The sequence below is a fragment of the Deltaproteobacteria bacterium genome, from assembly GCA_016180855.1.
GTDB lineage: Bacteria > UBA10199 > UBA10199 > JACPAL01 > JACPAL01 > JACPAL01.
In genome coordinates, this window is the sequence record JACPAL010000007.1 from 17,232 (window position 1) to 33,845 (window position 16,614).

Below are 16,614 nucleotides of genomic sequence, written 5' to 3' on the forward strand. Positions count from 1 at the left end.
GAAAACCAAACCCAAAGGAGGAAAACTATGAAAAGCACAAGAGCAGCAGGAGTAGCGATTATGGTGGCCATGGTTTTTATGGCAGGGTCCGTGGCGACGGCTCAAGAACATGCACACAAATCGCCACATGGCGGGCAGGTCATTACCGTTGGATCGTATCACTATGAAATGCTCGTCAAGCCGGGAGAGATCAATCTCTACGTGTTGGATGGCAAGCTCGCCACATTACCCCTCAAGGGAATGGAAGGTAGACTTCTCCTTCAATTGCCGGACAAGACGAAGAAGGAGGTTACATTGCAACCTGACGGAGAACACCTCAAGGGAGCCGTTGATCTTGGGTCCACCACAAGTTTTATCGCCATTGCCACCGTGAAGATCGACGGCAAGCCGAATGCCGGACGGTTCAGTTACCCTCCCAAGGAATCTACGGAGGAACACCACCACAAGGAGAAATAATCATGAAAACGAATCAAAAATGGAGACAATTTATGAGATCAATTGTTGTCGGTACCCTGTTCGTTGCTGCTTTCCTGTTATCTTCCTGCATGATGTTTCATCACGGCATGATGGGTTCCCATCAAACGAAGAAAGACAATAATCACCAGATTCTTGTGGGACGGATCATCGAAGTCGAAGCTGATTCGTTCGTTCTTGAGGTGCGAGAGGGTCACCGCTACGAGTTTGAGATAGCCCACGATGCGAAGCTCTCGAAGAAGCGGCTTTCCCGTTATCGGGACAATAGGCGTACACGCGTGCCAGGCACGCTTACAACCAGTTGAGAAATAATAATAATATCTAAAATTCACTTGTGGATAACATGTGCCGGCCGGTAAGTCCGAAAGATCAAAGTTTAATTCCCTTGAGTTGGTCCGTGCGTCATGTATCCCATCCTTCATGCAATCTCCCATTTTCTTGCTTCGACAGAGTTTTCCTTTTGTCTCCTCAACCAACGCGGAGATTTTGATCCTGGGCTCAATGCCCGGACAAAAATCGCTGGAGGCGAATCAGTATTATGCCCACCCCCACAACTCTTTTTGGGACCTGATGGAGCATATCTTCGGCGCAGGTCATCAACTGGAGTATGAGAAGAGGCTTCAAATGCTGAAAGAGAATCGTGTCGCCCTCTGGGACGTGGCGTTCCAATGTCAGCGGAATGGCAGCCTTGATTCTAATATCCGAGCCGTCACCCCGAATGATTTTCAATCATTTTTTGCTAAACACCGTCGGATTCGTTCTGTCTTTTTTAACGGCCAAAAGGCGGAACAACTTTTTACGAGGCTGGTCTTAAGCAATATAGGAGAGAGGGTTCAAAAACTTAAATTCGTCAGACTCCCCTCCACGAGCCCCGCACACGCCTCACTCACGAGGGAGCAAAAGAAGGCACGATGGCATCGAGCATTGAACGCTGCCCAAAACCGGAGAGGTTGAAACTTCCAAATTGATCATCTAAGTCCTTCGATTCATAAATTCGGTGATGAATTTATTCACTCAGGACTAGTGCTGAGCGAGCAATTTCATTGATTTTTTTGGCTTTTTAGATACGTCATGGTAATTACGAGTCGAAGTACTAAGAGGTGGTTAGAGAGGAAAATATGAAGAGGACACGGTTTGCCGAGGAGCAGATCACGGGAATTCTGCGCAGAGTCGTTGCCGAGGCGGTCGGCACGGCCCTGCTTCTAACGGCCGTTGTCGGATCGGGAATTATGGGGGAACGGCTCGCCGGCGGAAATCTGGCCGTTGTCCTGTTGGCCAATAGTCTTGCGACAGGTGCCACTCTCGTTATCTTGATTCTTATTTTCGGAGAGGTTTCCGGGGCACACTTCAATCCAGCAGTCACGCTTGTTCTTGGGCGACGGGCGAACATGTCATGGGGCCAGATTCTTTATTACATGATCGCCCAGGTACTGGGTGCCATGGGGGGTGTTTGGATCGCCCATGCGATGTTCGGAGAGCCAATCCTCATGGTTTCAAGTCATGTTCGTGAGGGATACCCCCAAATCTTCGCCGAGTCTATTGCCACCTTCGGACTGCTCTTAACCATCTTGAGTTGTGTCCGGAATCACCCTCGCGCGGTTCCCGCGGCCGTCGGACTCTATATCATGGCCGCTTACTGGTTTACCGCCTCCACCTCTTTTGCAAATCCGGCTGTTACATTGGCGCGTGGTCTGACGGACACATTCACGGGAATACGCCCCCAAGACATACCCGGGTTTATTGTCGCACAACTCATCGGGGCCATATTCGCGATGTTTTTATTCCGATTCCTATTTCCCGATAAGGACTGCTCGCAAGAATCGTTATGACGATTGTCCTTTTTGCATGTGTTCATAACGCAGGTCGCTCTCAGATCGCGGCAGCATTCTTTAATGCGCTTGCCGATCCAGGAAAGGCAAAGGCCCTCTCGGCGGGGACAAAACCAGCGGAAAAGATTCATCCCGAAGTGGTGGAGGTGATGAGAGAAGTTGGCATCGATCTCTCTCGTATGAAGCCCCAAAAGTTCACCGATGAATTGGCGAGAAAGGGACAGATGCTGATTACTATGAGTTGCGGTGAATCTTGCCCTCTCGTGCCGGGCCTCTTTCGAGACGACTGGCAAATTTCTGATCCGAAAGGACAGACCCTTGATGCGGTGAGGTTGATTCGAGATGAGATCTCAAGAAGAGTTCAGGCACTCATCCAGAGAAAGGGGTGGGAACGACCGCGGAGAGTTCGCTCCGCATATTAAAACAACTTGATTTCCAACTCGTTGGAGATCTACTGGGTACAGCTATGTAGATGCCCGACACATGAGTGCCGCACGATTATTTTAAATCTTGAAAGGGGGATTTATGAATAAGAAGAGGTGGGTACTAACAGCCGTTGTCGTGACAGTGGTCATTACAATACTCGAAGCGATCTTCCACGGCGTGTTCTTGAAGGAGACTTATGCAGCGACCGCATCGATCTGGAGACCAATGATCGAGATGAACCGGCTCATGCCTCTGGGCTGGCTTTCGACGCTCATCACGTCATTCATCGTCGTCTACATCTTTCACCGTGGCTATGAGGGGAAGGGGAGCCAACTCACCGAAGGGTTGCGCTTTGGTTTAATGATGGGTCTCTTCACCTCCATCCCAATGTCGGTCTGGACTTACATCATGTGGCCGGTTTCTCTCTTTCTCGCAGTTGCGTGGTTCGTCATCGCAATGATCAACATGCTGGTCGCTGGCATAATTATCGGGATGCTGTACAAGAGGTTATGAAGCTCACCCGCAACAGCCTATTCCACACTGTCCGATTTTCTTCTTTAAAGAACGAAAGATTTTAAGGTATAGGCCTCGTGTGGGCCTTTTGTCTCCCTTCACTACCGAACATGAACTCTTTCGCAAGGCGGTGCGGGACTTTGCCGAAAAGGAGCTCCTTCCACATAAAGATGAGTGGGAACAGACCCGTGGCTTCCCTCGCGAGATCTACCGTCGGGCGGGAAAACTCGGCCTCTTTGGAATTTGTTATCCGGAAGAGGTGGGGGGAAGCGGAGGAGACTACTGGTTCAAGGTCGTCTTCTGCGAGGAGATGATCCGCTGTCGGATGACCGGTCTGGTGATGGATTTCCTTGTTCAGGCTGATATTTCGACACCGGTCATTTACGCCCTCGGCACCGAGGAACAGAAGAGGGAGTTTTTGATCCCTGCCATTCACGGTGAAAAAATCGGGGCGTTGGGAATTACGGAACCGGGTTGTGGATCGGATGTCGCCGCAATCAAGACAACCGCCCGTCGCGAAGGAGATGATTATGTCATCAATGGTGCCAAGATGTTCTGCACGAACGGCGGGCGTGGAAATTTTATTACACTGGCAGTCCGGACGGGGAAAATGGGGTATGGTGGTATCAGCCTCGTCACTTTTCCGACCGACACGAACGGTTTTAAGGTAGGTAAAAAGTTGGAGAAATTGGGAAATCATACCTCCGATACGGCACTCCTTTTCTTTGAGAACTGTCGGATCCCCTGTCGCTATCTCTTGGGTGAGGAAAACAAGGGCTTTGCCTACATCATGGAAAATTTCCAAGGGGAGCGATTGGTGGCAGCCCTGATGGCGATGGCGGGTGCCGAGCTGGCCCTTGAGGATACCATCCGTTACACAAAAGAACGACAGGCCTTTGGACGTCGAATTATTGATTTTCAAATCTGGCAGCACAAATTCGCAACACTCGCTACCGAGCTCGAAGCAGCCCGTCGGCTGACATACCATGCGGTCGCCCTTTTTGATGCCAAGAGGGAATGCGTGAAAGAGGTCTCGATGGCCAAGCTCTTTGCCGGAGATCTGGCGCAGAAGGTCGCCTATGAATGCCTCCAAGCCCATGGGGGATACGGTTATATGGAAGAATATGACAGCGCACGATTTGTGCGGGACATCCGCCTGATCACTATAGGAGGTGGATCATCGGAGATTATGAAGGAGATCATCACCAAAAAAATGGGATGGGGCGTGTCGTGACCAAAACGAAGAGACAGTTAGAGTCGTTAGCTGAGAAGAAAGAAAAGATCCGGCAGATGGGCGGACCCGATGAGGTGCAACGTCAGCATCAGGCAGGAAAACTGACCGCACGCGAACGAATCGATCTCCTGTTTGACAAGGGAACATTTATCGAAATTGGAATCCTCGGTCACCATCAGTCGACTCATCCCGATATGCAAGGCCGTTATACGCCGACCGATGGCTGTGTAACCGGTTATGGAAAGATCCAAGGCCGGTGGGCCGCCTGTGCCGCTTATGATTTTACCGTTATGGCCGGTTCCATCGGCGAGGTTCAGGAGAGAAAAGTCGAACGGCTGCGCGAAATTGCCTTGCGGGAAAAAATTCCGATGATCTGGCTCCTCGATTCAGCCGGGGCCCGGATCCAGGAACTGGCCGGCTCGCAGTTTGCCGGCAGTGGAAAACTTTTTTATGACCAGGTAAAAATGAGCGGGGTCGTTCCGCAGATCGCCGCGATGATGGGGCCCTGCGCGGCTGGTACCGCCTATATCCCGGCCCTCTCCGACTTTGTCCCGATGGTCAAATGGACGAGCTCAATGGCCCTTGCAGGGCCACCACTGGTCAAGGCAGTGATCGGTGAGGAGATCAGCATGGAGGAGTTAGGAGGATCGAGAATCCATTGTGAGGTGAGTGGCGTCGGAGATCTCGAAACTCCGGACGACCGGACCTGTCTTGAGGTTATCAAAGAGTATTTAAGTTACTTTCCTTCCCATTCCGGCGAAAAGCCGTTGCGATATCTCCGGAGTGGGGGATTCGATTTCGAAGAGGCCCCCGACGATCATGTTGATGATTCAATCCTGAACGTCCTGCCCGATAATCCAAAAAAGCCGTACGACATGCATGAAGTGGTTACGCGATTGGTTGATCATGGTCGTTTCCTCGAGCTCAAGCCAGCCTTTGCAAAAAACATACTGGTCGGATTTGGCCGAACCTGTGGATGGCCCTTAGGGATTGTGGCGAACCAACCGGCGGTACTCAGTGGTGTGATCGATGTCGATGCGGCCGACAAGGCATCCCGCTTCATCAACCTCTGCGATGCCTTTAATATTCCGCTCCTTTTCTTGCAGGATGTCCCCGGCTTTATGGTCGGGTCCAAGGTGGAGAGGCAGGGAATCATCCGACATGGGGCCAAGATGCTCTATGCCGTCTCACGCGCCTCGGTGCCGAAACTGACCGTGGTCATTCGAAAGGCGTATGGTGCCGGTTACTATGTTATGTGCGGTCGGGGCTACGAACCGGATGGCCTCGTCGCCTGGCCCTCCGCCGAAATCTCGTTGATGGGGGCTGAGGGGGCCGTCAACATTATCTTTCGAAAGGAGATTGATTCCTCCAAAGAGCCTGAAAAGACGCGCCTGGAGTTGGTTGAGAGATATCAAAAGGAGATCAGTCTCGAAAAGGCGGCCCGCGGGGCTTATATTGATGACATCATCGACCCGCGAGAGACGAAGCGCTGGATCGTCCGAACCGTTGAACTTGCTCAAAACAGAGAGAACCATTGGCCAAAAAAGAAACACGGGGTCGCTCCCGTATGAGCCCTAAGGTCATCATGACCTGCGCCCTGACGGGCGTTCTCGCTAAAAAAGAGCAGTGCCCGGCGATTCCCTATTCACCGGTTGAGATTGCCGAAGAGGCGAAGAGGGCCTACGATGCCGGCGCAGCGATTGTTCACATCCATGCACGAACTCCACAAGGTGGGGCCTGTTGGGAACCAGAAGTCTTTGGAGAAATTAAGGCCGAGATCCAGAAACGTTGTCCTGTCATTCTCAATTTCTCCAGCGGCGGAATTGGGGTTCCAATCCAGGAACGAACGCTTCATATCGCAGAACATCGGCCGATGATCGCCGCCCTCAATATGGGCTCGATGAACTACGCACTCTACAGCCCGAAGGCGAAGAAATTTTATCATGATCATGTCTTTGCCAATCCATTTCGGGATATTGAGTATTGTCTGAGACAGATTGTCGAAGCAGGTGCCAAACCGGAACTTGAGTGCTTTGACACCGGCCATATCGCCAACGCAGAACCGTTCATCGATATGGGACTACTCAAAACACCAGCCCATTTTTCACTCATCCTCGGTGTCCTGGGCGGCATCTCAACCCGCACGGGAAATCTGAAACACATGGTAGATAATCTCCCGAACGGTTCTCATTGGGAAGTGATCGGGATCGGACGGGATCAATGGCGACTCGTCCGTGAGGCGTTGCAACTGGGGGGAGATATTCGTGTGGGACTCGAGGACAACTTCTATCTCCCGCAGGGTGAGATGGCAAAATCAAATGGAGAGCTGGTCATGGCAGCAAGCCAGATGATCCGACAAACGGGGAAAGAGGTCGCAACGGTCCAGGAGGCGCGGAAAATTATGGGACTTGTCTAGCGATGTCCATTCTTCTCTCAGAACGACAAGGGGCGATCCTTTCGCTCACGCTCAATCGCCCTGAAAAGGCGAATGCCCTTTCGACGGAGTTGATTGAGGCGTTGCACCTCGCCTTTCAATCAGCGGAAAAGGCAGCGGATCTTTTGGTCATCACCCTGACGGGTGTGGGAGGAAATTTTTGTTCCGGGGCGGATACCGATGAATTCAAGAAAGGGGCTGAAGGACGTCGACGGGCCGTTGAAGGATATTGTGAGCTGGTTCAGTCGATCCAGCAGTTTTCGAAACCGTTTCTTGTCGGCGTTGAGGGGGGGGCGGTCGGAGGGGGGCTTGGACTGGTAGCCCTTGCCGATCTGGTAATCGCCTCCGAGAAGGCGCATTTCAGGACGCCTGAGCTGACATTGGGTCTTTTCCCTTTCATCATCTCTCCACTCCTCGTACCGGTCATCGGCAAAAAGCATTTTTTTGAGATGGTCTACACCGGAAGGCCTGTTGGTTCCGACCAGGCACGTGAGTGGGGGCTGGTCAATGAGGTTGTCACATCGGAAATGCTTGGCGGTAGCCTGTTTTCCTTGGCGGGCCTTATTGCGAAGGCACCCCTGGAAACCCTCCAGCGAGGGAAACGTACCGTGAGAGAGGGGCCCTCATTTCAAAAACTGGGTGAGGAACTCTTGGCTCTTTTAGGACGATCCCCTTTACATCCTCCAAAGCCATGACGGCCTTTTTTACACAGGATACACCACCAATCTTGATCGCAGACTCAAAGAGCATCAATCCGGTTCTCCAAATCTCATGAAAGGGACTGTTGAAAAATGCCATCTGCTGCGTTCCCCTCGTCGCCGGCTCCTCGACGTACCCTCAAGTACGCCTGCGTCGCGGCTCCTCGAGGTGCCTTGCAGCTGGGCATTTTTGAACAGTCCCCAAAAGCCATTTTTCAACACACCCAAAGGTGAGGGGTTAACAAGTGACCCGCAGATGCCTTGACAAGTCATTTAAAAATCGGCGGGCGATCACCAATATTACTCGCTGAAAGTCTCGTTTTGAAAACAGTTGTCAGATCGGGCACTGCCTCAACACGCATTTCTGTGTCATTGGCGGGATTATCATCGCCAGCCCAATCCCAATAGTCATTCCACCAAGCGAAACCACGAACCTGGGACCAGCGACCTGAGAGGATTGCTTCTAACGCTTCGTCGGCCCACGTCGCCTGGTTTTTTCCGCCTGAGTTGATCGATGTCGTCGCAAACTCGAAGACAAAAACAGGCTTGTCGGGTGCCATCGCAATCAGCCGCGAATAGAACGCGTCGAAATTTGAAATAAATTCAATCATGGACTCGTCCGTTGGTGCTTGTGCCCCATAGAGGGAAACACCGGTACAATCGATCACGTCATTACCCGGATAGTAATTCTCGAAATCATTCCATGCCTCCTTCGGGCTTGCTGGAATATTGACATGGAATCCCCAATGAATATTGGTCGCTCCACGGTTGTCCATCAGTTCAATGATGTGGCGATATGCCTTTTGAAAATTCTTTGGTCCTTCGGTCTCCCCGCCGTTATGGGAACCGTTCCATGGGTTAAAATCCCCATTCATTTCCCATCCCCAGTTTACGATGAGTTCTGATCCAAAGTTCTTGGCCCCGTCTGCCCAGGCGGCGAGATCCGAGTCAAACTCGCCAGAAATAATCTTGGCCAACGTGTAAATCGGATCTGCTCCTTCATCAACACTGCGAAGATTCAGAAAGATCAGTGGGGTGGCTCCTCGATCCTTGATAGAAGTTGCAACACTCGAAGGAAACGCGCGGCCGTCCGTCTCCCATTCGTGTCCGAACGCCACCCAGGCAACTGCACGGCCCGCAGCAGCCTCATAGGCATCCACCTCAGTCTTGATGGCATCTACCTGACCCTCGCCACGTGTAACAAAACTACTCCAACGATGGGTTGTAATACCGTGGGAGATGAGGGGTGTACTCTCTTCTTTGGAAGAGAAACAGCTCATCAATCCCAAAACAACAATCCAAATTTCCAAAGCCATAGTCATTTTTTTCATTTTCGGTTCTCTTTCTTCGAACCTTCAATCAAAAGATAAGTATCCACCTTCAAATAGTTACAGCTCGCCTCCAAGAACTTTTCTACCTCGATTTATGGTCAAAAGTCGAATGTCGACTTTTTTACTGTCAATCTCTTACAAGACTGGACATATGGATACAAATTATTGTAGCTTAGTGGGTAACTTATAACCCAACAATAAGGAGAGGATCATGGAAACCGGTACCGTAAAGTTTTTCAGTGAAGAAAAGGGTTTTGGATTCATCACGCCTGACAAAGGTGGAAAGGATCTCTTCGTCCACTCTAGCGCCGTCGTGAATGGTCCTATTACCAAAGATGACAAGGTTGAGTTCGAAATCGGCCAGGGCAAAAAAGGTCCTTGCGCTGAAAAAGTAAGTCGTAAGTAGCTGAAGCTTGCCCGCGGCAAGACCGCGGGGAATTAGACCCGGATTCAACAAACTATTCTAGTTGGTGTGGTAGCTCAACGGCGGTTGACCTTCCCTTTGTATTCAGGTGCCCAGTCAGGACTTTGCAATCAGGAGACTTGTGAAAACAGCTGAGGGTGACGGTGCTGATTTTGAAACACTCAAGCTTGATCCTAATCTTTTAAAGGGAATCCACCACCTAGGTTTCTTAAGGCCGACGCCGATCCAGACCCAGGCAATTCCACCGATTCTCGCGGGTCGGGACGTTATTGGACTTGCCCAGACGGGAACCGGAAAAACCGCGGCATTCGTTCTCCCCATCCTCCATCGCTTGCTCAAGTCACCCTCATGCAGGTCGCCACGGGCACTTATTATTGCACCGACACGAGAATTGGCGCTCCAGTCGATGGATCATCTGAAGGCACTTTCCCGGTTTGTTCATTTAAAAGGAACCGCCATTTTTGGTGGCGTTTCGTTTCAACCTCAAATTTCGGCAATCCAGAACGGGATTGACATTCTCTCGGCAACACCAGGCCGCTTGCTTGACCATGTAGAGGCCGGTCGCCTGAAACTCTCCAAAATTGAAACGTTTGTATTGGATGAAGTGGATCAGATGTTAAACATGGGCTTCCTTCCCGCCATTCAAAAAATCATACAACTCTTGCCTTCACCGAGGCAAAATCTGGTTTTTTCGGCAACGCTCTCAGCTCAGATGTCGGCCCTCGTGCACAAAATTCTAACGAACCCGGTGACGGTTCAAGTGGGGCAAAGATCTTCTGCCGCCACGGGGATCCGGCATGCCGTCTATCCGGTGCCACGCCATCTTAAGATAGAGCTTTTGGTGGATATCCTGCGGGGTCAAGGGATGACATCGGTGTTGATTTTCACCCGCACCAAACGGAATGCCGATCGACTGGGGCTTAAACTGCAAAAGAGGGGTTTTGTGGTCTCCGTGATTCATGGAGACCGCAATCAAAATCAGCGCCTTCGGGCATTGAGCGATTTTCGGAGTGGACGAAGCCAGATCTTGGTTGCCACCGACGTGGCTGCACGGGGGATCGATGTGGAAGAGATTACGCATGTCATCAATCTGGATGTTCCAGAGGCCCCGGAGACCTACATTCATCGGATCGGTCGTACCGCGCGCGGCGATGCCACGGGAGATGCCTTTACATTGGTCGACCGTCAAGAGGAGCCATTGATTCGGGATATTGAGCGCTTACTGAAGCAGGCGTTGCCGCGGGTAACCCTTCCTGATTTTGATTACAAAAAACCAAAGCTGGACGTACCCCATCACCCACCCCAGCAGCACAGGCATTCCCAGTGGAGAGGGTCGCATCGTAGGCAAGGCCGACCTTAAGGGCCTTTTTCTCCTTTGGTTTTAATTCTCTTTCCATGATTGAACCCGTTCAGGCAATCTCAACCATCTTTCTCTTTCCCTTCGCCCCCTTGAGGATCGTCACGGCTGATTTTGGGACTGAGAAATGTTTAGCCAGCACCTCAATCACCGCCTCGTTGGCCCGTCCCTCAATCGGTGGGGCATTGACCCGGACCTGGAGGGCGCCGTCCGGGAGTTCCTCCACAGACTCTTTCCGGGAATTAGGTTTAACAATCAGACTGATCTTCACTTCTTACGCATCGCTCATTGATTTTCTTTCGTTTTATACTAAGGAGTTCATATCCCACTATACATTGGAAAAGAAAAATGAAGCATATTCTCCTTAGTACTGTCAGGTCTTATGAATAGAGATTAATGAACTAACTTGTAAGTCAAAAGTGGAAGAAGACAATATGAAAATAACTTTCTTTTTTTCCCCTTCTAAAAGAGGTAGACTCCCTTAAACTATGAATGAACAAAAGGAGGCGGTCCGATGAAATTCTTATCTATCTTGTTGACCTTGTTCCTATTCGCATCGACTTATCTTACAGCCGGTGGTGGGCCTCAGAAGGGATCCATGGAGAAAAAAGGGATATCTCAAAAATCGATTCAACAACATATCAAACGCAGGAATCCCTTAAAAACGTATTCCATCATTGCTCTTGAGGATCTGTGTTTTGACAGCATCATAGATGACAATGATTATCGAGTTATTGACCTTCGGATGGCCTCATTCACTGTTAATGATTTCGCCTTAGGTTCTACCTGGCCAGGCACAATCATGTACGGCAATCTCGGATGTGAAGTTCTCTTTCAGAAAGCCACTTCTAATTGCGTAGGGGGTTTGATTGCCTATGCAGACCCTTCGGATGGTCCTCGTGCAGCCCAGATCTGTGACACCCTTTCGGATGTCTTCACTTCTTCCAAGGACTTTCTTGTCGATATCCAGGGTTTTGTCTTCCATATCTATAATGTTGACGGGGTATTCCATCCCATTATGAATATCGATGGAATCCGAGTCCGTGAAGAGCCTTAAGAGGAGTCGATCCTTGAAAATAATCCGCTGGCTTTTAGGAAAAATCATCTTGCTTGTTGAGACACTCTTTGCCCCCAGAGGAATTGAGCGTTCTGCCAAAGAGCAAGCGAAGGTCGATCAACAAACCATGCAACTGGCCCTTTATCAGTTCAAGGCCTGTCCCTTTTGCGTCAAGGTCCGCTTCACGATGAAACGGTTGGGGTTGAACATTGTTACACGGGATGCGCAAAACAATCCCCTTCACAAAAAAGAGCTGATTGAACAGGGAGGACAGTACATGGTCCCTTGTCTTCGTATCGTAAAGGAAGACGGCACCGCTCAGTGGCTGTATGAATCAACGGATATTACCCGCTACCTCACCGAGAAATTCTCGAGTTAGTCGACCTATTCGCCGGAAATCCAAGTTTCTGTTAGGGCATCCCATTCAGAGAGGGTCTTCCCATGATCATACAGAATAGCGTGGAGGCCAGAATTGATCGGGATGGCAGCCGTGGTGTCAATCTCCCATCCGCCACCCGGATTGTAACCGGTGTGGAAACGATGAGACCGAAGGGAAGCTCCCGAAATCGGTCCGGAGACAGCCCCCCATCATAAGAATGACTAAAATCAACGCAAAACGGGGCTGATTGATTGAGATGAAAGACACAGGACTAATTCAGCTTCGTGGTCTTAAAACCGGTCTTGTTGGCCTCGGAAAGGATCTGTTCAACCGTCACAGGGGCCTGATAGGAGCAAACACCTTCCCCTTTTTCACGATCGATCACGACCTCCTTGCAGACCGAGGAGAGCTGTTTTTTGACCTTTGCCTCACACATCCCGCAGGTCATCCCTTCAATCTTCATCTTGAGCGCCTGCTTCTCAGCGGCAAAGAGCTGTACTGAGAGAAGTAATAATACGACGAGCATCAGTCGATTGATCTGTTTCATGTTAACCTCCTTTAAGATGCGCTATCATAACGCCCGTGATGTAAGCAACCCAAGAGAAACCAGCTCATGACGAAGATGCTGGGGAGATTGGAAATGGATCGGGTAAAACCCAATTCTTTCTGCGGCAACGACATTCTCCTCACGGTCATCAATAAAAACAGCCTCCTCGGCACGAAATGAGAAGGTGTCGAGGAGTCGATAAAAAATAGCCGGGTCCGGTTTGGCCATGCGAACCTCCCCTGACACGACAATCCCCTTAAACCATGATAAGAATGGGAATATCTCTCGGGCGCGCGGAAAAGTCTCTGCCGACCAATTGGTCAATACGTACAGCGGTTGCCCCCTGTCAGAGAGCTCCTTTACAATATCCAGGCTCCCCTGCATCGGCGGACCGAGCATTTTTTCGAACTCAAAAAAGTAGGCCTGAATCGCGGCCTTATACTGAGGATATTGCTCAATCAAGCCCCGAGAATTCTCTTCAAAAGTAGCTCCCAGATCGTGGTGCGAGTTCCATTCATAGTTACAGACCTCCGCGAGGAACCATTCCATCTCTTCTTCATTCCCGCCAAAAAAATTCCGGTAGAAGTGCCGCGGATTCCAGTCGATGAGGACGCCCCCAAGGTCAAAAACGATAACAGACCGCTCCATGGCCGCTCACTACTAAGATCCCTCATTCCTAAACAAGCAAAATAAGTTTGCATTTGTTTTCGATTTGAATAGTGTCACACGCTTCGTCGATGAAGTTTTTTCTACTGTTTACTTTTTTTTGTTCTTTGGCACAAGCCAACACCCTCGATAAGATCAGAGAGCGCGGTGTTCTGCTGTGGGGTGCCGATGCCGCCGGAGCCGCTCCCTACCTTTTTCCAAATCCGCGAGACCCAAACGAACTGATCGGCTTCGAAGTAGAACTGGCCCATACCTTTGCAAAAGAACTGGGAGTGGCCGGGAAACAGGTCCAGATCAATTGGGAGAGTCTTATCCCATCGCTTCAAAAAAAAGATTTCGATCTTTCACTGGACGGGATTGAAATTACCCCTGACCGCCAAAAGGTGGTCCTCTTCTCAAGGCCGTTCTTTGTCTACACGGAACAGCTCGTTGTCCGAAAAGATGAAAGCCACATCAAGCAATTTGAAGATCTGAAGGGGAAAAAGGTTGGAACGCTTGCTGCCTCAGCCGCCATGGAAATCCTGGAAAATCTCGGTGGGGTCCATATCCAGGTCTACGAATCGCAGGTCCAGCCTTACGATGATCTGGTGCTGGGAAGAATCGACGCCGTCTTTCTCGATCTGCCCATCGCGGAATATTTTGGAAGGCCAAACCCAAAGCTCAAGTTTCTGGGGGAACCGATTGGGGAGGGATACTACGGTGTCGCGATCCGCAAGGAAGATGTAGAACTTAAAATGGAGATCGACCGTATCATTGAAAAACTGTTAAAGAACGGGACGCTACAGGGAATTTACGAGAAATGGGGGATCTGGAATAAATCTCAGGAAAAACTCCTCCAGTGGGACGAAAGGACGAGTATCACAGGGCTGGAACAGGCCCATTCGGAGGTGCCTCTCTCCAGTTTTCTGCCAACCCTCCTGCGGGGGGCCAGGACCACAATCTTCCTTTCTTGCGCCTCGATGGGACTGGCAATTCTATTGGGCCTCTTTCTTACACTGATCCGACTGTACGGCCCAAGACCTCTCAGCGACCTCTCCTACCTCTACATTGAGATCTATCGGGGAACCCCGATCCTGGTTCAACTTTTTATCCTCTACTATGGCCTTCCAAATATCGGGATTACCTTAAGTCCTATTGCCGCTTCTATCATAGGACTGGGGATGAATTACGCCGCCTACGAGGCAGAGGCCTACCGGGCAGGCATTTCCGCCATCCCCAAGGGACAGCTGGAGGCTGGTTCGGCCCTCGGAATGACGCGAGTCCATATTATCAGCCGTATCCTGCTTCCCCAAGCGATCCGGATCAGCCTGCCTGTCGTAACAAACGACTTTATCGCCCTTTTTAAAGATTCTTCGATTGTCTCGATGGTGGCAATGGTCGAACTCACAAAGACCTATACCATTCTTGCAACAACCAAGATGCGATTCTTTGAATTGGGACTGGTCACAGCCTTTCTCTACTTCGCAATGAGTTATCCATTGTCATTCTTGAGTCGACATCTGGAAAAAAAGATGAAAAGGGGATTTGTATGATTCATGTCAGGAATCTGTACCGGATCTGCGATGAGCAGGTCCTGCTTAAGGGAATTAATCTGGAAGTGAAAGAGGGGGAGGCGGTGGCAATCGTCGGCCCTTCCGGAAGCGGGAAGAGCACACTCCTTCGGTGCCTTAACGGCCTTGAATATTTTCAGCAGGGAGAAGTCGATGTCGGACCGATTGAACTGCATTCTATCGAGAGGCTCAAACCGAAGGCCAAGGATCGGGAGGCGATCCGCCAGATTCGCTTGACGCTAGGAATGGTCTTTCAGCATCTCAATCTCTTTCCCCATATGACCGTCCTGCAGAATATTATTGAGGCCCCCGTCTCGGTGCTGAAAATTTCCAGGGAAGAGGCGATTTTACGGGCGCGGGAACTTCTTGAGAAGGTCAATCTGCATCGGAAAGAAGACCGCTATCCGGCGACCCTATCCGGTGGAGAACAGCAACGGGTTGCCATCGCAAGGGCGTTAGCCATGAAACCAAAGGCAATGCTTTTTGATGAACCAACCTCGGCCCTTGACCCGGAAATGACCGGCGAGGTTCTGGTGGTAATCCGCGATCTGATTGATGAAGGGATGACCACCATCATGGCAGCCCACGAGATGAGTTTTGCAAGGGAGATGGCCGATACCATTATTGTACTCAATCAGGGGGAGATCATTGAACAGGGCTCCCCGGAAGAGGTCTTTAACAACCCCCAATCGGAAAGGACCAAGGCATTTTTACGTCGTGTCGTCCGGCGACGGAGGCTCCGAAAGAAGCCTCTGCTGGTTCCACCACAAAATCTGGTTGTTGTTAAATAGTGTGGTCTTTGGTTTCGTGATGGATCCCTTTTTCCTTCCACCACCGGAAGTAAACAGCAAACTCTCCCGCAATCAAGAGCTGACGCGCCAAGATGGCGTGAATGGAGGCCGGACTTAAAAAATTACGATAAATAAATCTTTCATTCAGGGTTCCACAAATCAGATTCACGAGACTCAACTCAACCGTAATCAGCGAAGATTTCTCAACACTATTCCCATTCGCCAGTCCGTACCAAAGCTGGAGTGGAATCATTGCACAGGTCGCCGCTCCATTAAGTAGAACGGCCCCCTTCCAGGCGCCCCAACGATTCCAAGACCAGGCATGGGATCCAAACGAGGCCCCTTTGAGTTCAGCCCCAAAATGCTTGCCAAAAAGGCCGTAGCCGCAACTGATCATGGAAAAGACGGAGGCAGGAAAAATATTGAGCTCCTCCAGAGTTTTCCCCTTGGCCACCACCTGGTTGAGGATTTCCGCCACCACCCCCATGGAAAGGGGGGCTAAAACGGAAAAAAAACGGCCAAATTTTGAGTCCATCAATCCCAGACCACGGAGCGGCCTCCAATAGGAGCAAACACCTAATACAAGCAATGTCCCCCCCATAATCGCCAAACCACGCCGATTAGTCTCATTGTTGATCTGATAATCGGGGGTCGCCTCCTTCGCCTCCTCCCGATGCCAGATCGTCGGGGCCATCATGGCAATACCGGCAATGCCCGCGGCAACAAGCGCCAACCCCTGGTTTGGAGTCGACATGCCGAGACCCGGCCTCAAAACTACGTTTCGATGTCCCATGCGGCTCACGGCAATAGCCGCCGGAAGACCTGCGCCAGCCGTCATCCAGGCATCCCAAGGAACGGTCTGTATCAAAGAGATAAATGACATGGAATTACTATGCAGACCCTA

Annotated in this window: 23 protein-coding genes; 18 read left to right on the plus strand and 5 right to left on the minus strand. The window is 50.7% G+C overall.

What is annotated here, in order from left to right; genetic code table 11:
• Positions 1-27: 27 nt before the first annotated feature.
• From HYT77_03835 to HYT77_03885, 11 genes are all read left to right on the plus strand, one after another.
• A complete protein-coding gene (locus tag HYT77_03835) occupies positions 28-456 on the plus strand; it encodes a hypothetical protein (protein ID MBI2067122.1) in 429 nt (142 codons plus the stop codon).
• Between the two features lie 32 nt (positions 457-488).
• Positions 489-779: a hypothetical protein gene (locus HYT77_03840; protein ID MBI2067123.1), complete on the plus strand. Its 291-nt coding sequence runs from the start codon at positions 489-491 to the stop codon at positions 777-779.
• A gap of 115 nt (positions 780-894) precedes the next feature.
• On the plus strand, positions 895-1,428 hold the full coding sequence (locus tag HYT77_03845) for a DNA-deoxyinosine glycosylase (protein ID MBI2067124.1): 534 nt from the start codon (positions 895-897) through the stop codon (positions 1,426-1,428).
• A 164-nt stretch (positions 1,429-1,592) separates the two neighbouring features.
• Positions 1,593-2,303, plus strand: a complete 711-nt coding sequence (locus HYT77_03850; GenBank protein ID MBI2067125.1) for an aquaporin family protein — start codon at positions 1,593-1,595, stop codon at positions 2,301-2,303.
• On the plus strand, positions 2,300-2,725 hold the full coding sequence (locus HYT77_03855) for an arsenate reductase ArsC (protein MBI2067126.1): 426 nt from the start codon (positions 2,300-2,302) through the stop codon (positions 2,723-2,725). The genes HYT77_03850 and HYT77_03855 overlap by 4 nt, the downstream gene beginning before the upstream one ends.
• A gap of 103 nt (positions 2,726-2,828) precedes the next feature.
• Positions 2,829-3,242 (plus strand): hypothetical protein, encoded by a 414-nt coding sequence (locus HYT77_03860; GenBank protein MBI2067127.1) that lies wholly within the window; start codon positions 2,829-2,831, stop codon positions 3,240-3,242.
• Between the two features lie 79 nt (positions 3,243-3,321).
• The gene (locus tag HYT77_03865; GenBank protein MBI2067128.1) at positions 3,322-4,476 is read left to right on the plus strand and encodes an acyl-CoA dehydrogenase family protein; all 1,155 of its coding nucleotides are present in this window, start codon (positions 3,322-3,324) and stop codon (positions 4,474-4,476) included.
• Positions 4,461-6,047, plus strand: a complete 1,587-nt coding sequence (locus HYT77_03870) for an acyl-CoA carboxylase subunit beta (GenBank protein MBI2067129.1) — start codon at positions 4,461-4,463, stop codon at positions 6,045-6,047. The genes HYT77_03865 and HYT77_03870 overlap by 16 nt, the downstream gene beginning before the upstream one ends.
• Positions 6,044-6,892 carry a 3-keto-5-aminohexanoate cleavage protein gene (locus HYT77_03875; protein ID MBI2067130.1) on the plus strand — a complete coding sequence of 283 codons (849 nt, stop codon included), beginning with the start codon at positions 6,044-6,046 and terminating at the stop codon, positions 6,890-6,892. Before HYT77_03870 ends, HYT77_03875 begins: the two co-directional genes overlap by 4 nt.
• 2 nt (positions 6,893-6,894) lie before the next feature.
• The gene (locus HYT77_03880) at positions 6,895-7,605 is read left to right on the plus strand and encodes an enoyl-CoA hydratase/isomerase family protein (GenBank protein ID MBI2067131.1); all 711 of its coding nucleotides are present in this window, start codon (positions 6,895-6,897) and stop codon (positions 7,603-7,605) included.
• On the plus strand, positions 7,589-7,873 hold the full coding sequence (locus HYT77_03885; GenBank protein MBI2067132.1) for a GIY-YIG nuclease family protein: 285 nt from the start codon (positions 7,589-7,591) through the stop codon (positions 7,871-7,873). The genes HYT77_03880 and HYT77_03885 overlap by 17 nt, the downstream gene beginning before the upstream one ends.
• 4 nt (positions 7,874-7,877) lie before the next feature.
• Here the strand turns inward: HYT77_03885 and HYT77_03890 are convergent, their stop codons facing one another.
• Positions 7,878-8,924, minus strand: a complete 1,047-nt coding sequence (locus HYT77_03890) for a beta-mannanase (protein ID MBI2067133.1) — start codon at positions 8,922-8,924, stop codon at positions 7,878-7,880.
• 226 nt (positions 8,925-9,150) lie between these two features.
• On the opposite strand from HYT77_03890, the gene HYT77_03895 reads away from it, so the two are divergent.
• Positions 9,151-9,345, plus strand: coding sequence for a cold-shock protein (locus HYT77_03895; protein ID MBI2067134.1), 195 nt, complete (start codon positions 9,151-9,153; stop codon positions 9,343-9,345).
• 139 nt (positions 9,346-9,484) lie between these two features.
• Positions 9,485-10,723 carry a DEAD/DEAH box helicase gene (locus HYT77_03900; protein MBI2067135.1) on the plus strand — a complete coding sequence of 413 codons (1,239 nt, stop codon included), beginning with the start codon at positions 9,485-9,487 and terminating at the stop codon, positions 10,721-10,723.
• 49 nt (positions 10,724-10,772) lie between these two features.
• On the opposite strand, the gene HYT77_03905 is transcribed toward HYT77_03900, so the two are convergent.
• Complete coding sequence (locus tag HYT77_03905; GenBank protein ID MBI2067136.1) at positions 10,773-10,991, minus strand: DUF167 domain-containing protein; 219 nt, start codon at positions 10,989-10,991, stop codon at positions 10,773-10,775.
• A gap of 243 nt (positions 10,992-11,234) precedes the next feature.
• Here HYT77_03905 and HYT77_03910 point away from each other — a divergent pair, with 243 nt between their 5' ends.
• From HYT77_03910 to HYT77_03920, 3 genes are all read left to right on the plus strand, one after another.
• Entirely contained in the window at positions 11,235-11,777 is a 543-nt protein-coding gene (locus tag HYT77_03910) for a hypothetical protein (protein MBI2067137.1), read from the plus strand.
• Positions 11,778-11,790: 13 nt separating this feature from the next.
• Positions 11,791-12,156 (plus strand): glutathione S-transferase domain-containing protein, encoded by a 366-nt coding sequence (locus tag HYT77_03915; protein MBI2067138.1) that lies wholly within the window; start codon positions 11,791-11,793, stop codon positions 12,154-12,156.
• A gap of 62 nt (positions 12,157-12,218) precedes the next feature.
• The gene (locus tag HYT77_03920) at positions 12,219-12,371 is read left to right on the plus strand and encodes a hypothetical protein (GenBank protein ID MBI2067139.1); all 153 of its coding nucleotides are present in this window, start codon (positions 12,219-12,221) and stop codon (positions 12,369-12,371) included.
• Between the two features lie 56 nt (positions 12,372-12,427).
• Here HYT77_03920 and HYT77_03925 read toward each other — a convergent pair whose 3' ends face one another.
• Positions 12,428-12,703 carry a heavy-metal-associated domain-containing protein gene (locus HYT77_03925; GenBank protein MBI2067140.1) on the minus strand — a complete coding sequence of 92 codons (276 nt, stop codon included), beginning with the start codon at positions 12,701-12,703 and terminating at the stop codon, positions 12,428-12,430.
• A gap of 24 nt (positions 12,704-12,727) precedes the next feature.
• Positions 12,728-13,351 (minus strand): HAD family phosphatase, encoded by a 624-nt coding sequence (locus tag HYT77_03930; GenBank protein MBI2067141.1) that lies wholly within the window; start codon positions 13,349-13,351, stop codon positions 12,728-12,730.
• Between the two features lie 89 nt (positions 13,352-13,440).
• Here HYT77_03930 and HYT77_03935 point away from each other — a divergent pair, with 89 nt between their 5' ends.
• Both HYT77_03935 and HYT77_03940 read left to right on the plus strand, forming a co-directional pair.
• A complete protein-coding gene (locus tag HYT77_03935; GenBank protein ID MBI2067142.1) occupies positions 13,441-14,901 on the plus strand; it encodes an ABC transporter permease subunit in 1,461 nt (486 codons plus the stop codon).
• Positions 14,898-15,710 (plus strand): amino acid ABC transporter ATP-binding protein, encoded by an 813-nt coding sequence (locus tag HYT77_03940; GenBank protein MBI2067143.1) that lies wholly within the window; start codon positions 14,898-14,900, stop codon positions 15,708-15,710. The genes HYT77_03935 and HYT77_03940 overlap by 4 nt, the downstream gene beginning before the upstream one ends.
• Here HYT77_03940 and HYT77_03945 read toward each other — a convergent pair.
• Entirely contained in the window at positions 15,703-16,593 is an 891-nt protein-coding gene (locus tag HYT77_03945) for a hypothetical protein (GenBank protein MBI2067144.1), read from the minus strand. The genes HYT77_03940 and HYT77_03945 overlap by 8 nt on opposite strands.
• Positions 16,594-16,614 lie beyond the last annotated feature (21 nt).

Excerpts from the sequence above, each read along its gene's own strand:
- HYT77_03835 (MBI2067122.1), top strand. The coding sequence starts at position 28 with ATGAAAAGCACAAGAGCAGCAGGAGTAGCGATTATGGTGGCCATGGTT.
- HYT77_03840 (MBI2067123.1), top strand. The coding sequence starts at position 489 with ATGAGATCAATTGTTGTCGGTACCCTGTTCGTTGCTGCTTTCCTGTTA.
- HYT77_03845 (MBI2067124.1), top strand. The coding sequence starts at position 895 with ATGCAATCTCCCATTTTCTTGCTTCGACAGAGTTTTCCTTTTGTCTCC.
- HYT77_03850 (MBI2067125.1), top strand. The coding sequence starts at position 1,593 with ATGAAGAGGACACGGTTTGCCGAGGAGCAGATCACGGGAATTCTGCGC.
- HYT77_03855 (MBI2067126.1), top strand. The coding sequence starts at position 2,300 with ATGACGATTGTCCTTTTTGCATGTGTTCATAACGCAGGTCGCTCTCAG.
- HYT77_03860 (MBI2067127.1), top strand. The coding sequence starts at position 2,829 with ATGAATAAGAAGAGGTGGGTACTAACAGCCGTTGTCGTGACAGTGGTC.
- HYT77_03870 (MBI2067129.1), top strand. The coding sequence starts at position 4,461 with ATGGGGCGTGTCGTGACCAAAACGAAGAGACAGTTAGAGTCGTTAGCT.
- HYT77_03875 (MBI2067130.1), top strand. The coding sequence starts at position 6,044 with ATGAGCCCTAAGGTCATCATGACCTGCGCCCTGACGGGCGTTCTCGCT.
- HYT77_03880 (MBI2067131.1), top strand. The coding sequence starts at position 6,895 with ATGTCCATTCTTCTCTCAGAACGACAAGGGGCGATCCTTTCGCTCACG.
- HYT77_03890 (MBI2067133.1), bottom strand. The coding sequence starts at position 8,924 with ATGGCTTTGGAAATTTGGATTGTTGTTTTGGGATTGATGAGCTGTTTC.
- HYT77_03895 (MBI2067134.1), top strand. The coding sequence starts at position 9,151 with ATGGAAACCGGTACCGTAAAGTTTTTCAGTGAAGAAAAGGGTTTTGGA.
- HYT77_03910 (MBI2067137.1), top strand. The coding sequence starts at position 11,235 with ATGAAATTCTTATCTATCTTGTTGACCTTGTTCCTATTCGCATCGACT.
- HYT77_03920 (MBI2067139.1), top strand. The coding sequence starts at position 12,219 with ATGATCATACAGAATAGCGTGGAGGCCAGAATTGATCGGGATGGCAGC.
- HYT77_03925 (MBI2067140.1), bottom strand. The coding sequence starts at position 12,703 with ATGAAACAGATCAATCGACTGATGCTCGTCGTATTATTACTTCTCTCA.
- HYT77_03930 (MBI2067141.1), bottom strand. The coding sequence starts at position 13,351 with ATGGAGCGGTCTGTTATCGTTTTTGACCTTGGGGGCGTCCTCATCGAC.
- HYT77_03935 (MBI2067142.1), top strand. The coding sequence starts at position 13,441 with ATGAAGTTTTTTCTACTGTTTACTTTTTTTTGTTCTTTGGCACAAGCC.
- HYT77_03940 (MBI2067143.1), top strand. The coding sequence starts at position 14,898 with ATGATTCATGTCAGGAATCTGTACCGGATCTGCGATGAGCAGGTCCTG.
- HYT77_03945 (MBI2067144.1), bottom strand. The coding sequence starts at position 16,593 with ATGTCATTTATCTCTTTGATACAGACCGTTCCTTGGGATGCCTGGATG.